A 15091-nucleotide genomic window follows, 5' to 3' on the forward strand; every position below is an offset into this window, starting at 1 on the left:
GCGGTTTAGGTTTCCGCCTTGGTTTGTCCGTGGGTCGCAGCGGATGCAGCCTCGTCATCTGTCAGAGGAGACTTGCGCACGATCAGGCCAAACGAAGTGGTGATCCAATTCTCGAATTGCAGCTTGAGATGGGGGTCTCTGCTGTAAGGCGGCACATCCACGTGTTTGTCCAGCGGTTGCTCTCCAAGATTGAAGTTGAGCTCCATAGAGGCGCCCTGCTCTGCAAGGCGCTGCTGCAACCAAAGAAGATCGCGCTTGCGAAAGAGCACGGTGCTGTTGTTGTCGAGCGTGTCTGTGTTCGATGTACAGTTGAACTCGGTTGTGTGCACCGCGACGCCGCCGGGCTTCAGGCAGCGCACGGAATTCATCACGAATTCAAGCCCCTGCGCAATCGAACCGAGATGCTCGAACGCGCAAGCGGACCAGCAAAAGTCAAAATGACCGTCAAGCTCCGGGGCGATCGCGTTCATATCCATGAAACGGAATTCGACGAGCTTGTCGAAACTCTCCGGATCGCAAATTCCCCTTTCGTTCAGCGCTTCTTTTGACTGCGCGTGCTGTGCGGTCTCGACCCAGCCGGCATCGGCCGCTTCCGCAGGCTCCAGGTCGGTTGCGAGCACCGACACACCGTGACTGGCAAACAACGCAGCCAAAGGTTCCTGGCCGACGCCAAAGCCAAGCGCCCGCTTGCCCTCGGTCATCATGCCGCGCGTCTTGAGAGCCTGGAGAATGTAGCAGAATTCCCACTGCTTGCGGTGCCTGCGCGGTTCTTCGCGAATGGCGCCACACCATCGTGAATAATGGGGCTCGAGGAACTGGTTCTGCGTGCAGCTCTGGGAGACGGGTTGCCACAAGGTCGGCTCTGGATGGGTCGTGTCGCTTTCGCTCAACGCTGCCGGAGCGCGGTCTTTGAATCGATTGAGAAAAGATTTGATCATGCCGTCGATACCTGCAATTCCATCCAACCGGGGGGAGGCTTCCACCCGATGAGTTTCTTAAAATCCGCATAAGCAACTTCGAAGTCGTCGTAGAGGGCGAGCTTGCCATCGTGCAGCACGCCCCAGCGGTTGCAATGATCGCGCACATAAGCAGCGTCGTGCGAGATGATGATCATCGCCCGATCCCCCCGCTTCTCGAACAATTCGTAGTTGCACCGGTCATGAAAGCGCGCATCGCCGACCGCGCTGATCTCGTCGATCAGGAAACAATCAAACTCGATGATCATCGAAATCGCGAAGGCGAGACGTGCCCGCATGCCGGAAGAATAGGTCATCACCGGTTCGCGCAGATACGGACCGAGCTCAGCGAATTGCTCAACAAAGGCGATGTTGCGTTCAAAGTCCTGTCGGTAAACGCGGCTGATAAAGGCCACGTTGTCAAAACCGGTCAGCTGATGCTGAAAGGCGCCCCCGAAAGCAAGCGGCCAGGATACGGACATGGAGGTCTCGATGGTGCCCGCCGTTGGGCGCTCGGCTCCGCTGATAAGCCGGATCATGGTGGATTTTCCGGCGCCGTTGCGGCCCAGAATACCGAGACGATCTCCCATCGCCAGATCGAAACTGACGCCGTCGAGGACAAGGTTGTCATCGAACCGGGTGCGGTAAACCTTGCGAAGGTCGCGAACGCGCATCATTCGGGCACCACCCGGCGCGAGACGTAGCGCAATGCAATGAGTGAAACCACACTCATGACGAGGTTGAAGGGAATGAGATATCCCAGATCGTAAATGGCGCGGGCGCGCGATCCGAAGAAGCCTTCACGCACGAATTCGATACCGTGGACGATTGGGATCCACAAGACGATATCCTGCGCAAATTGTGGCAGCGCAACGACGAGAAAAGCGGCGCCTGATAGTGGAAAGAGAAGGTAGGAGAACGGGTGCCACAGCTTATCGACAAGCTCGCTCATATGCGACAACGCCCCCAGGCCGATTGCCAGAGCGCACCCGAACCAAGTGATCAACAACCAACCGGCAAAGACCTTGAGCACGTCGTCGGGCGGCTCCATCCATTCCGCAGCGATCAGCAGCACCGAAAGCCCCGTAAAGGAGATCGTCGCGCCGCCAAACTCAAGCAACAGCCGCGCGGTGTATATATCGCCGACCTTGATGTTGCGGTGGTACATCAGCGGAAGATTGGCTTGCAGCGCGCCAATACAGCGGCCCGGCATGTTGCGCCACAAAAGCACACTCGAATAGCCGGTGAGCGCGAAAGCGACGATGGGCAGATCGCTGCCATGGATCGACTTTGTCGAGGTCCACAGGATCGTGACCCCGATGGTGAATATCATCGGCTCAACGAACAGCCACATGAAGCCGATGTTATGGCGCCCATAGCGGGTGAGCATCTCGCGCCGCAAAAGCGCGTCGATGACCCGGCGCTGGACGCTCAGGCTCTCACCCAGCGAGCGTCCGTACGAAGTGTTGGGCGGGGCGCTGTCTTGCGCATTTTGAGGGACTTGGCTCGCCATCAGTCGCGGTGCTCCCGAACCCCGATAGCCAGCATGGACAAAACACCCCAAGCCAGGAGGCCGAGGAGCACCGTGGCGATGATGCTGCGCACGCGGCGCGGCTCCATCGGGTAATCGGGCAGGCTGGGCGCGGAGATGAGTTCGAGGTAGGCCTGCTTGCGCCGCGCCTCGGCGCGTGCCTCTTGCAAAGAGGCTCGGGTGGCGGCCAGCTGCGCCTCGGCAAACTTCGCGTTGACTTCCAACTCCTGAAACTTCGCGATCGCCGAGGAGAGCGAAGCGCGTCCTCCAGTCAGCTCGCCGCGCGCCTGTTCGATCTCGGCGCGAAGTTGGCTGACCTGGGTTTCGAGGAACGGTATCTGCGAGGCCTCGGGCGTGTAGGTCTTGAGCTGGCGAAGCCGGGTTTGCGCGGCAATCAGCTCATCCTGAAGCTTCGAAATCATCTGCAAACCGACTTCGGATTGCTGCGCGGGATCCACAATCCCGCTGGTGTCGCGAAACCGCGCGAGCTCGACCGCGGCTTGCCGCGCCTCGTCCGCCGCCTCTTCCACCTCGCCCTCGGCGATGGCGATCAGATCGCTCTGCGCGCGGCCCGAGAGACTGTTCACAAGCTCTTCGGCTTGTTTGACCAGACGCGCGTTGATCTCCTGCGCTTCGACCGGATCGAACGCGCTGACGGTGATGGTCAAGACCTGGGTGGTTGCGCCTTCGGTCACTTCCAGCTTGTTCTCAAAGTACCGGTAGAACTGCTCGTCGCTCTTGCCGCCCAGCCAACCGAAACGATCGAACCAAAAGGTATCGTCGCGGGTGTAGGCCGCCTTGATCAGCCCGTCTGTGTTCCCTTGCACAATCGCCTGACGCGACTGCAGATAGGCGATAACCGCATCATTGCCTTCGTTGCCGGAACCAAAGCCGGTCTGATCGAGGGCGAATTCGAATCCGAAGCTGGGCGCCTGGTCTGGCTTGCGCACCACGATGCGCGATTCGGATATGTAGATATCCTCGGCAAAGATTCCGAAATACAGGATCGCGATGATCGTGGGCACGATCAACGTTGCAACCACCAAGGGGTTGAAGATTTTGAGCCGGTCCATCACGCGGCGAGGCTGCCTTCACACTTGGCCGCGCTTTTCAAACGGAAAGCTTCGACAATCGGCGCAAGCGCTGCAAAATGATCGTCCCAACAGGGCGGTGCAAAGGGCTTCGGTGTAACCTCGCGCGCCATGTGAGTTTCGATCGCACGACGCCAGGCTTGCGTGTTCCTGGGATCGACCAATTGAGGCACGGCCTGACCGATCTCACGAAAGACCGGGATATCGCTGGCAATCACGGGTACACTCATAGCCAGCGCTTCCACCAGCGGGAGGCCGAAGCCTTCGGCAAGGCTGGGCAAAAGCACGGCGCGGGCGCTCGCCATCAGGCCAGCAAGCTCCGCATCGCTGACGCTTTTGCGCCATTCGATCCGCTTGGCGAGGCGAGGATCATGAAGGATCGGCTCGAGGATATCGCCGGTCATCGGCCCCTTTTGTCCCGCGATAACAAGCTTGGGAGCGGCCGCGCCGTGGCGGATGACAAGGTCGCGCCACACCTCGATCAGGAGGCGATGGTTCTTGCGCGGTTCTATCGTTCCGACGGTCAGGAAATGCCCAGAGGGCGAGTCCGGCGATGCCGGCGCGGCGCGGCGCTGAGCGTGCAGGCGCAGGAGCGCTTCTCCCCCCAAGGGCGCCACCAGGGGCGAAGGTCTGGGCAACTCCTCGCGTGCCGCGAAGTCCGCCAGCTCATCGGCCACGGCGTGGGAGGTGACGACGATCGCGGCGCCGCCGCTGAGCGCCAAGCGCACGCGCCCCAGGTGACGGTTGACCGCGTGCGGGCGCGAAAATTCAGGGTGGGTGATCGGGATCAGGTCATGGATCAGATAGACCGCTCGCAGCCCATGGCGCTGAACCCACTGGGTGTGCTGCGGCAAGTCGAAATCAGTGTGGCTGACATTGACGTAAGTGCGACCCGCGATCGCCTCATTCGCAAGCGTGTTCATCAGCAGCCTTGGCGCGATCGCCATCAGTTTGGCGCGGAACCCTTCCGATGGCGCAAGCAGCCGTTCAAAAAGGTCCCGAGAGCCCACCGCGTCGAACACCTTGATGGCGCCGCGGTGCTGGACGACCGCTAGCGCGTTCGACCGGAAGTGGTGCAAATAGGCATAGCACACGCGATCGATGCCGGTGGAGCGGCGCTGCGTCCAGCTGCGCGAGACGAGGCGCGTGACGTCGAGCAGAATGTTTGGCTCCTCAGGCAACACGGCGCTCACCTTGCGTATTCGGCATCGGCGCGAGCGCCGTTCGCGCGGACAGAAAGCCGATATGCTGCGCTGCCTGCGCCTCAGCGAGATCAAGCGCTCTTGGATCATCGACGTCGAGCCACCAGACGCCGCCAACATCATTGGTCACTGCGCGGCGGGCGTCGGCGAGGGTTTGCATGCCGTCTGACAAGCTGCCGGGCCTTCCCGCCGCGATGGCCGACGCAATCGCTTCAGCCAGCGTGTTCGTAGCCAAAAACGCGCCGCAATCCACCGCGTCATAGGGGGCTATCGTCTTGCCGATCCGCTCAATGCGCCGCTGATCATCACAGGCGACCCAAGTCGCGTCATCCGGGTCGATCAAGGGGTTGTCGAGCGCATCGGTCGCCAGCACAACGTCGCAATCGTCAAGCGGCTGCGCGGCAAGCCGGGCCAGCAGTCCATCGCCGAACAGGTGATCGGCCATCACCAGCAGGAACGGCACGTCGAGTTTCCTTGCCCCGGCGATCACCGACCAGCCGTTTGGCCGCGACCAGTCTTCCAACTGCACTGTCTCAATCGCAGCGTCGATCCGCGGCACAAGCGCGCGCGCTTCGAGTTCGATGCGCTGCGCCTCATGCCCGGTCACGATCACGACGCGTGTGACCCCGACTGCAACGAGCTGGCGCAGGCTGATTTCCAGCAAGCTGACACCGCACACATGCGTCAGGGGCTTGGAGGTCGAGCGCGCGCGGAGGCGCTGCCCGAAACCGGCTGCCAATATAATGGCTTGCGTTACCAATTTATCGCCTCGTTTTAAGTGGTCTGCGGCCTCGCCTCTGCGCTTTACTCAGCCGCGCACCGAAACGCACCGAACTCCCAGGCCAGCAGCCGTTCGGCTTCTTCCTCGGGCATCTGGACCGGCGGATGCTTGCAATAGAAGGCTGAGGGCGCCGTCAACGCGCCCGCCATCCCGCGCTCCATAGCAAGCCGACAATATCGGATCGCATCGACGACGCATGCCGCCGCGTTGGGGCTGTCTTCGACCGAGAGCCGCAGCTCAAGGTTCATCGGGATGCCACCGAATTGCTGCCCTTCCAAACGCAAGAAGCAGATCTTGTTGTCCTTTTGCCAGGGCACGTACTCAGATGGGCCGATGACGATATCGTCATCTTCGAGCCGCGCCGCCAACGCGCTCTGCACCGCGTCGGTCTTTGACACCTTCTTCGAATCGATGCGCGAGCGATCCATCATGTTGATGAAATCGGTGTTGCCCCCGGTGTTGAGCTGGTAGGTGTGATCCACGCCGACCCCGCGCAGTGCGAATAGCTGGCTCAGTATTCGGTGCACGATTGTGGCCCCAACTTGCGCCTTTATGTCATCACCGACAATCGGCAGGCCGCGTTCGCGAAAGCGGGCGTCCCATTCGGGATCGCTGGCGATGAAGACCGGGATCGAATTGACTACGCCGACCCGCGCTTCAAGCGCGCAGTTCATGTAGAACTCGCTTGCATCCTGCGAGCCGACCGGAAGGAAGTTAACTAGCACGTCGACATCGTGCTCGCGCAACGCGGCAACGATGCTTTCCTGTGTCGCCTCGGGCCGGTTGCACACGACAAAGCCGCGTTCGCCAGCGGCGCGCATGTGATCGGAAACGCCATCGAGGCACTTTCCCATGATCACAGGCGCGGCGTTCGACGCCATGTCGGACTCAATCGCTTTTGTGTTGTTGGGTTTGGCAAAGATGGCTTCGCCAAGGGGGCGGCCAACCTTTCGCTCGTCAACATCGATGCCCAGTACGACGTCGATGTCGCCGACGGCGTAGTCCCCGACGAATTCCTGGATCAACCCGGTCGAACTTTGTTGACGACGATAATGGGCGACGCCCTGAACGAGGGAGCTGGCGCAGTTGCCAATGCCCACAACGGCGATCCTGATTGCCGTCATATGCGAGATTCCTTTCATGTCCGACGGTGCCATCGCCCTGAATTAACGGACCGCGCGGCGCTGCGCGCTAGCGAGCCCAATGTTAATTCCCGTGCAGGCACTGCCTCGACTCTTTCAAGCGCTCGAATTAATGCGTTGATTCAAGAAACAACGCGGCGGGCAGAAAATGTCGTCTCAAGTTCTGCATAACTGAACTCTAAGTGCCACACCGGGCGCTGAACACGCAGCGCTTTGACCACGAAAATGGACCTATTCTTGGGTTTTTGTACAAAACCGACAGATTTTGGGTCTTCACGTCACGGATCGAGCTATCTCCACTGTCTGCATTGATTGCCGTTATCTCGGCGCCCGCCCCAGCGGCATCGCCGAACTGGCACGCGCATTGGCTCGATTTGCGCCCGCTCTGGCGCCCGATCTCGACTTTCTGCTTCTGAAAAACCCCCACGCTCCAGAGGGTTTCGAGGCGGCGGAAAACGTAACTGAACATGTCGTTACGATCGGTTCGAACAACCCGCTGTCGATGTGGTTCTTGCCGCGGTTTGCACCGCTTGAGAGATGCGATGTGTTTCACGCGACGGCCAACACGCTGCCCGCCGGTCTATCGGTCAAGACCGTCGTCACGCTGCACGACCTTATGTGGCTGGATCATCCAGAATGGTGCGATCAGACGCCTTACGCTGCGCTCAAGCGCTGGTACTTTGGCCAGGGCATCCGGCGTTCGCTCGCCCACGCGGACCGAATCGCAGCGATTAGCCAGGCGACAAGACGCGCCGTCCTCGCGCGCCAACCCACTCTTGCCAAGCGCTGCCATGTCACGCTCTCGGGCGTAGGCGAAAGGTTCAAGCCCGCGCCGCACGACGAGGCGACATTGGCGCGATACCGCCTGGCTGGCAGCGCGCCGTTCGCGCTCGTGGTCGGCCAGTTCGCGCCCTACAAGAACCACGAAGGCGCGCTGCGCGGTTTTGCCCGCGCGGTAGAGGGCTGTGATGCGCTTATTGGTGCAAAACTGGTGCTGGTGCAGCGGCAAGGGCCGAGCCGAGCCAAGCTAGAATCGCTGGCTCGCTCGCTTGGCCTTGCGGAACGGCTCGTCTTCACAGGCCCGGTGAGCGAGGATGACCTCATCCAGCTCTATTCGCGCGCCCGCGCGCTCATCCATCCCTCCTTTTGCGAAGGCTTTGGCAACCCTGTCGCCGAAGCGATGGCGTGCGGCTGCCCGGTGATTACCAGCGACCGCAGCGCCATGCCCGAAGTGGCGGGCAACGCAGCGCTTCTGATTGATCCCGGCGACCCGGTGGCGCTTGCCAGAGCTATACGCACCGTCTGGAAGGCCGAGTCGGCGCGCCACCGAATGAGACGAGCGGGACTGGAACGCGCGCAGGAGCTTTCCTGGATCGACTTTGCGCGCTCCAATATCGCGATCTATCGAGAGCTCCTTGGCTCCAACTGAGCGATCACCTCATCAATGGCCCGGCGCGTCCGACGCATAAAGACAAGGGTCAGCACCGAAAGCAGCGCGAGTTCGAAGAAGATGATCAGCGCCGGGGCGCCCAGGATCATGGCGATGCCAATCACCAACGTGCGCGTGTTCGCGGAGAGGATCGAGAGGCGCTGAACCACTGGAAGGACGGTCTTGCGCATCAGGGCGTTGGCCTGCGCCCGGTCCTTTTGGCTCAACCGCGACAGCGCGTCATCCAGACGCGGTCCGTTTGTGGCCAATGTCTCGCCGACCCACAGATAAGCGCGCACGGGCGCACGCCACAGCCCCTGGCGCGCATGAGGCGTCTCGTTCGAAACCCGCAGCCAGATCTTGCCGTGCACCCAGAAAAGGTACTGACGCCGCTGGGTCTCGTAGAAAACGGCCTGAAACGCGCGCGCAAACCCTGCCAGCACCATGGCTGTTGCGCCCCACGCGCCCCAGTCACGCGCCATCACCGAGGCAAGAAGGCTGTAGAGCACGATGTGGCTTGCGTAATCACACACTCCGTCGATCACCTCTCCCATCTCGCTGGCGCTTCCGGTCAGCCGGGCAAGATCGCCATCCGCGCCGTCGATGACATGCCACGACATGTGAAGAGCGAGCGCGACCAGCGCCCATAACGGCCCGCTTGTGTAAGTGTAGATCAGCGCGGCGATGATGACGGTGACGCCGCCCAGGACCGAAAGGGTGTTGGGCGTTATCACCGTGTCCTTGAACGCGAGCGCCATTCGCCACGAAAGCGGGTGGTACAAGCGAAGGTTAAGCCAATCCTCGAGTTCAACGGGACGGTCGGGCCTAAGCGGCGACTCAGCTTGGCGAGTTTCGGAAGAGGGATCGTCTGCGCTCGCCATCGGACGCGTCAGCCTTGATTAGAGCGTGCCAAGAGGACACTTACTGCGGGCGCCACCGGTCGGCGCGCATATTCGCGGGAAAGCGCTTTCGCAATTGGGACAAATGGTCAACCCCATCATCGTCTTCGACAGCGAGGAAACGGCGGCGGCGTTAGTGGCTGGACTCCCGCTCGCGGCGCGGGTGTGCCGGCGATTGGCCGATACTAAGATATTGAAAAATAGATACTGTGTTGTCTTGGCAGCGCCTGGTGGCTGGAGGCGTCCCGAGCGCATCGAGGCGGAAATCCGGCGTCTGGTTACCTCGATATCGGTCCAATTCGAAACGCTTGAAAGCACTCAGCAAGGGCCGAGCGATCGGCCCGCGATCGACGCGGTCTCGCTGCTGACCGGCGTTCAGCCGCCCCTCGCCCGGCCACTCGGGATCGTGGCGCGGGAAGCGGCGGCGCGAGAAAGCCAAGCGACACGCGCCGCGCTCGACACCGCCAGCCGCCGGATCGTGGCGCAAACCGGCAAACCGACCGACGGCTTCGTCTCGCGCTTTCTCAATCGCCCCGTATCGAAGTTTCTTTCCTATCACGCCCTGAAGGTCGCATGGGTCCGCCCCATCCACGCCACTCTCTCCGCGGGTCTTCTGGGTCTTGCCATGGCGGTCTGCCTGTTTTTGGGCGGGGCCACCGGGCTGGCTCTGGGCGCAATCCTGTTTCAGGCCGCCTCGATCGTCGACGGTGTGGACGGGGAGATCGCCCGCGCCACCCAGCGCAGCTCGAAGATGGGGGCGACGCTGGATACTCTCACCGATGCGCTCACCAACTTTGCCTTCATCGCCGGGGTCAGCGCCAATCTCTGGCTGAGCGGCGATGTCGTTGCGGGGCAGATGGGCGTGGGCGCGATGATCCTGCTGGCATTTGGCCTGACGCTTCTGGGGCTGCGCTCTGTCAGAGCGGGAGGCGGGCTCAGTTTCGACGCGCTCAAGCACGATGACCGCACCGCGTCCTCGCCCGTTCTCAGCGCGCTCGCCAAGATCGCTTCGCGCGATGTCTACGCGTTGGTTCTGGCCGCGCTGGTTCTGGTGGGACTTGCCCCGGCGGCGCTTGCCCTTTTCGCAGGCGCGGTGTGTGTGTGGTTTGCCGTCGCGCTGATCATGCTGACGACAAGCGCCAAGCCGCGCTGATCCTCTCTGTCCGCACGCGCACAAAGCGAGGCTGATGGCAACGAAAACGCGGCGTCAGTTGGCTGGCTTAACTGGATCGCTCGAATTGTTTACCAATAATCGAGACTTGTCCTCCATGCGCCCACACTCGCGCTCAGTGGTTTCTAGGCTGGTAAATGGACGTTTCTAGGCTGGTAATCGACCGCGCCTGAGTGCAAGAGGGCGTGGGGTATCGACGGCATGAACGCTTCACATACGGTTTCCGGTTCTCGCGCGCGCACGCGGGTCCTGAACGCAGCGCGCGTTGGCGTCGTGGTGCTGTGTGCAGCGGCGATGATGGCTAACGCCTCCTCCGCAGTTGCGCAGACTTACGGCCCAGCAATCGATCCAGAGGTTGATACCGATTCCCCATCCGCTCTCAACTATACGCCGGACGCAGTGCCTGCGCCTCTGGTCACCGCGGTCGAAACCTCGCTGGCGCAGAATCCGCAGGTGCTCGCTGGCCTTGCCGAATTGGCCGCGCTCGACAGCGACCTCAAAGCCGCCAATTGGCAGCGTTACCCGGCGCTGACTGCCGAGGTCCTGGCGACCACGGGTGGATCGAACGCGGCCGATGCCGATGGGCTTGCGGTCAATCTGGCGCTTGAGCAGCCGATCTGGGCTGGCGGCGGCATTAACAGCGCGATCGACGCCGCTCGGATCAGCCGCGATGTGGGCAAGACGGCTCTGCGCGAAATCCGTTACGATATCATGCTCGCGATCACCGTTTCCTACTTTGACGCCTTGCTAGCTTTCCAGCGCGCGCGCGTGCTTGACGAGGGATTGGCGGAGATGCGCGGCCTCGTTTCGTCGATTGAGCGGCGCGTCGCTCAGCAGGTCTCACCGCTCGCCGACCTCACGCTTGCCCGGTCGCGACTGACACAGCTTGAGGTCGATCTGACAACCGCGCAGGAGCAAGGCGCCGCCGCCATGCTGCGCCTGCGCGAGTTTGTCGGCGCGCCGGTGCCCAGACCGGTTCTTCCGGCCAGCGATCTGGCCGCTCAGGTTCCGGTCGAAACGCTGGCGCTTGAAGACACTCTCGGCTGCTCGCCTTCGCTTGACCGGCTCCGCGCCGAGGTCGATCTCGCCGACGCTAACGTCCGCGTGACGCGCAGCGATCTTTTCCCGCGACTCTTGCTGCAATTGTCGCAGAACGAACTGACTGGCGCGCGCGCTGCTCTGGTGCTGCGCTGGCAGAGCGGCAACGGCCTTTCACAATTCGCCGCAACAAACAGCGCCGAGGCCCGCGTAGGACAGGCGATCGCGCTTTTGGGTCAGGCCGACCGTGAGACGCGCACCCGTCTCAACACCGAATATGTCAACCTTCGCGCAAGCCAGCGACGCGAAGCAGCGGGACGGATCGCTCTGGAAGCCTCGAGCGCGCTGGTCGAGAGCTATGAGCGCCAATTCGTGGCTGGGCGACGAAGCTGGCTCGACGTCCTCAACGCCGCGCGCGAAAAGGTGGTCGCCGCCGTGTCGCAAAGCGACGCGAGCGTGGGCGTGGCGGGCAGCGCGGCGCGCATACTTGCCTTGTCATGCCGTTGGCGCCCGGAAGGCGTTTGAGAGTGTATCCGATGGCCCCTTGCGACCTCACAACCGCAGTCGAGACCTACGCCCGCGCGCGCGACGTGACCCTGCCCCCGGCCTGGAGCGCGGATCTTGGCGAGTGCGATTGGCCCGCAGGCGTGGACGCGCTCGAGACGCTGCGCACCGCCATGAGCTGGGATGCTCCAATGCAAGTGGAGGGGCGCCCGCAGCCCGATCAGTTGCCGCTTCTGCTCCACGATCCGGATCGCGGCTGGCTGGTCGCGCGGCAGTGGATCGGGGAGAACGAGCTCGCCGTCATCGGAGAGGCGCAGCCCCTGTCCTGGTCCGAGAGCCAAAGCGGTTTCGCGCTCACTATTCCGGACCCCTTGCGTGAGGGTGAACCCAGCGCATTCGGCGTCTTTGCTAAAGCAATCAAGCGGCGCAGCCGTGTGCTGATAGTCGCCGGGCTGGCGACCGTCTTTGCCAATATCCTGACGCTTGCGACTTCGCTCTACGCGATGCAGCTCTACGACCGGGTCATCCCGCTTGCGAGCTTTGAGACCCTGATCGTGCTGACGGTGGGTGTTGTCTTTGCGTTGCTGCTCGATCTGGCCTTGCGAAGCCTCAGGGCCATGCTGATCGAGACCGAGGCGCAGAACATCGACAAGGAAGTGTCCGAGTTCTTCTTTGCGCGCGCGCAAGCGATCCGACTGGACGCGCGGCCCAAGGGGATCGGGACGATGGCCGCGCAGATACAGGGGCAGGAACAGATCCGGCAGGTCATGTCGGCAAGCTCGCTGTTCGTCTTTGCCGACCTTCCCTTCGCCCTCTTGTTCATCGCAGTCATCGCAGGGATCGGTGGCAGCGTCGCGCTGGTGCCGATCGTCAGCCTGCCGATTGCCATGCTCATGGCCTTCGCGTTCGCGTCGATCATCCGCAAGGGCGCCGAGCGCGCGCAGGTGACGGGCAACCAGAAGAACGGATTGCTGGTCGAGATGCTCGACGCCTCCGAAACGATCAAGGCCAATCTGGGCGCATGGCAGATGATCGGGCGCTGGAACAAGCTGATCCGCGAGATCCATCACTACGAAGACCCCGTGAAGCGCGCTTCGGCGGTGTCCGGGTCGCTGTTCTCCAGCCTCCAGCAGGCGAGCTACGTCGCGGTCATGGGCTACGGCGCCTATCTCGCTGCGACCGGGCGGATCACGACGGGCGGTTTGCTCGCCTGTTCGATTATCGTGGGGCGCATCAACGGACCGCTGATTGCACAATTGCCGGCCCTCATCGTTCAATGGGGCTACGCGCGATCCTCACTCAAGGCGCTCGATGCGTTGATGCAGCACCCGGTCGAGCGGACAGCGGCGAGCGCCGCCTTGCGCCCGGCCGATCTCGACGGCCCCCTGGTCCTCAAGGATGTATCCTACGCCTACGATCAGGGCGCGCCCGCGCTCGACATTGATCGGTTGGCGTTTGCCCCGGGTGAACGGATTGCGATTGTCGGCGGCGTGGGGGCGGGCAAATCAACCCTGCTCAAGGTCGCGGCGGGGCTCTACGCGCCGCAAAGTGGCGCGGTGTCGCTAGCGGGCTATAATCTGGCGCATCTCGCTGAAGACGTCATCCGGCGCCGTATCGGCTACCTCTCGCAGTCCAGTCGGCTTGTCACCGGCACCTTGCGCGAAGCGCTCTGCATGGGGCTCGCCCATGTTTCCGACGACACGCTGACCAAAACGGCGCGCGCGACCGGACTAGAGTCGCTCTTTGGCGAGCGCCAGCCGGGTCTCGACGCGCTCGTTCAGGAAGGCGGCACGGGGCTTTCCGGCGGGCAGCGCGCGCTTGTCGGCCTCAACCGCCTTCTTCACCAACGCCCCAGGGTGTGGCTCCTCGACGAGCCCACCGCCGCGCTAGACCTTGCCAGCGAAAAACTGGCGCTCGACTATCTAGAGAGTGCGCTTGGCGAGAGCGATACGCTCGTCATGGCGACGCACAAGGTTGACTTGCTGGCTCGGTTCACCCGCGTGGTGGTGATTGCGCGCGGCGCGGTCATCAGCGATCAGAGCGCCGAGCAATTCCTGCGCAAGGTGCGAGAACGTCGCGACGGAGCGGGTGCGCCCTCCGCCTCCGCCTCCACCTCCGCCGCCAGGACAATCACCACACAGATACGCTCCCGAGGTGGTCGGTGAGCCGTCTGACCCGGCCCGCTTCGCTGATCATCATCACGATCGGCCTGTTTGTCACGGGCTTCATCGGCTGGGCGCATTGGGCCGAACTTGACCAGGTGACGCGCGCGCCGGGCCGTGTGGTGCCATTCTCCCGCATCCAGATCGTTCAAAGCGAACGGGACGGAGCAATCTCGGGGATCGCGGTGCGCGAAGGCGAAGAGGTGTCCGAAGGTCAGTTGTTGGTGGAGCTTGACACGGTGCAACTCGAAGCCGCCCTTCGCGAAGCCCGCGTCAAGGTGGCCGCGCTCGAAAGCCGCATGGCCCGCATCAACGCCGAATTGTACGATCGCGCGCTGACCTTCCCGCCCTCGATTGAAGGCTATGAAGAGTTCATCGCCAATCAGCGCCAGTTGTTCCGGCGCCGCCGCGCGGCGCTTGCTGATGAGCTGCGCACGCTGGGCGATCTGGCGGACCTTCAGCGCCAGGAACTGGAGCTTAGCCTTCCTTTGCTGGAAACCGGCGACGTCGCGCGCTCGGAGATTATCCGGATGCAGCGCTCGGTCGTGGAAACCCAAGGGCGTATCTCCAATCTGCGCTCGGAATACACCCGCGATCTTCAGACCGAGTTTGCGCAGACCGACGAGGAGCTGGCCGCTGCGCGCGAGATCCTCGCGCGGGCCGAGGACAACCTCGCGGCCGCCACGCTGCGCGCGCCAACAGCCGGGATCGTCAAGAATGTGCGTTTCACCACGATTGGCGGGGTGGTGCGCGCAGGCGAAGAAGTGCTGCAGATCGTCCCGGTCGGGGAAAAGCTAATCGTCGAATCGCGCGTGCCGCCGCGCGACATCGCGTTCGTGAAGTCCGGCCAACGCGCGCGTGTGAATTTCGACGCTTATGACAGCGCGATCTACGGTTCGGCCGATGGGACAGTGGTGTTCATCAGCCCCGACACGCTGACCGAGCAGGCGCAGGACGGCTCGAGCGAAACGTACTACCGCGTCAATCTGGAGGTCGACACCGCCCCAATGCGCGAAGTGCCCGGACGCGATCGGATCAACCTTCAGCCGGGCATGACCGCAACGTCGGAAATACTCACCGGGGAATCGACCGTGTGGACCTATCTGACCAAGCCGATCCTGAAGACCTTCTCGGACAGTCTGCAAGAGCAGTAGGCCCGTTGGCAGGTGCGCAGCCAAAAAGGGC

Annotated in this window: 13 protein-coding genes; 5 read left to right on the forward strand and 8 right to left on the reverse strand. The window is 62.5% G+C overall.

Annotation, left to right across the window (positions count from 1 at the left end; genetic code table 11):
- Positions 1 to 5: 5 nt before the first annotated feature.
- From QNI87_RS11300 to QNI87_RS11330, 7 genes are read right to left on the reverse strand one after another with little or no spacing between them, the layout of a single operon-like run.
- Entirely contained in the window at positions 6 to 938 is a 933-nt protein-coding gene (locus tag QNI87_RS11300) for a class I SAM-dependent methyltransferase (RefSeq protein ID WP_300596506.1), read from the reverse strand.
- A complete protein-coding gene (locus tag QNI87_RS11305) occupies positions 935 to 1633 on the reverse strand; it encodes an ATP-binding cassette domain-containing protein (RefSeq protein ID WP_300596508.1) in 699 nt (232 codons plus the stop codon). Before QNI87_RS11305 ends, QNI87_RS11300 begins: the two co-directional genes overlap by 4 nt.
- The gene (locus tag QNI87_RS11310) at positions 1630 to 2469 is read right to left on the reverse strand and encodes an ABC transporter permease (RefSeq protein WP_300596510.1); all 840 of its coding nucleotides are present in this window, start codon (positions 2467 to 2469) and stop codon (positions 1630 to 1632) included. The genes QNI87_RS11305 and QNI87_RS11310 overlap by 4 nt, the downstream gene beginning before the upstream one ends.
- The gene (locus tag QNI87_RS11315) at positions 2469 to 3563 is read right to left on the reverse strand and encodes a hypothetical protein (protein WP_300596512.1); all 1095 of its coding nucleotides are present in this window, start codon (positions 3561 to 3563) and stop codon (positions 2469 to 2471) included. Before QNI87_RS11315 ends, QNI87_RS11310 begins: the two co-directional genes overlap by 1 nt.
- A complete protein-coding gene (locus tag QNI87_RS11320) occupies positions 3560 to 4771 on the reverse strand; it encodes a glycosyltransferase family 1 protein (protein WP_300596514.1) in 1212 nt (403 codons plus the stop codon). Before QNI87_RS11320 ends, QNI87_RS11315 begins: the two co-directional genes overlap by 4 nt.
- Positions 4752 to 5540 (reverse strand): NTP transferase domain-containing protein, encoded by a 789-nt coding sequence (locus QNI87_RS11325; protein WP_300596516.1) that lies wholly within the window; start codon positions 5538 to 5540, stop codon positions 4752 to 4754. Before QNI87_RS11325 ends, QNI87_RS11320 begins: the two co-directional genes overlap by 20 nt.
- Positions 5541 to 5584: 44 nt before the next feature.
- Positions 5585 to 6685, reverse strand: a complete 1101-nt coding sequence (locus QNI87_RS11330; RefSeq protein ID WP_300596518.1) for an inositol-3-phosphate synthase — start codon at positions 6683 to 6685, stop codon at positions 5585 to 5587.
- A gap of 283 nt (positions 6686 to 6968) precedes the next feature.
- On the opposite strand from QNI87_RS11330, the gene QNI87_RS11335 reads away from it, so the two are divergent.
- The gene (locus tag QNI87_RS11335; RefSeq protein ID WP_366146184.1) at positions 6969 to 8132 is read left to right on the forward strand and encodes a glycosyltransferase family 1 protein; all 1164 of its coding nucleotides are present in this window, start codon (positions 6969 to 6971) and stop codon (positions 8130 to 8132) included.
- Here the strand turns inward: QNI87_RS11335 and QNI87_RS11340 are convergent.
- Positions 8105 to 8890, reverse strand: a complete 786-nt coding sequence (locus QNI87_RS11340) for a CDP-alcohol phosphatidyltransferase family protein (RefSeq protein WP_300596521.1) — start codon at positions 8888 to 8890, stop codon at positions 8105 to 8107. The two genes, QNI87_RS11335 and QNI87_RS11340, sit on opposite strands and share 28 nt — an antisense overlap.
- Before the next feature lie 226 nt (positions 8891 to 9116).
- Between QNI87_RS11340 and QNI87_RS11345 the strand changes: the two genes are divergently transcribed.
- The 4 genes from QNI87_RS11345 to QNI87_RS11360 all read left to right on the forward strand — a co-directional run bounded on the left by QNI87_RS11345 (position 9117) and on the right by QNI87_RS11360 (position 15060).
- Positions 9117 to 10184 (forward strand): CDP-alcohol phosphatidyltransferase family protein, encoded by a 1068-nt coding sequence (locus QNI87_RS11345; protein ID WP_300596523.1) that lies wholly within the window; start codon positions 9117 to 9119, stop codon positions 10182 to 10184.
- A 219-nt stretch (positions 10185 to 10403) separates the two neighbouring features.
- Positions 10404 to 11765, forward strand: coding sequence for a TolC family protein (locus QNI87_RS11350; protein WP_300596525.1), 1362 nt, complete (start codon positions 10404 to 10406; stop codon positions 11763 to 11765).
- 11 nt (positions 11766 to 11776) lie between these two features.
- The gene (locus QNI87_RS11355; RefSeq protein WP_300596527.1) at positions 11777 to 13909 is read left to right on the forward strand and encodes an ATP-binding cassette domain-containing protein; all 2133 of its coding nucleotides are present in this window, start codon (positions 11777 to 11779) and stop codon (positions 13907 to 13909) included.
- Positions 13906 to 15060, forward strand: a complete 1155-nt coding sequence (locus QNI87_RS11360; protein ID WP_300596529.1) for an HlyD family efflux transporter periplasmic adaptor subunit — start codon at positions 13906 to 13908, stop codon at positions 15058 to 15060. The genes QNI87_RS11355 and QNI87_RS11360 overlap by 4 nt, the downstream gene beginning before the upstream one ends.
- The last annotated feature ends 31 nt before the right edge of the window (positions 15061 to 15091 follow it).

The sequence above is a fragment of the Erythrobacter sp. genome (assembly GCF_030066995.1).
In the GTDB taxonomy this organism is placed as follows: Bacteria; Pseudomonadota; Alphaproteobacteria; order Sphingomonadales; family Sphingomonadaceae; genus Erythrobacter.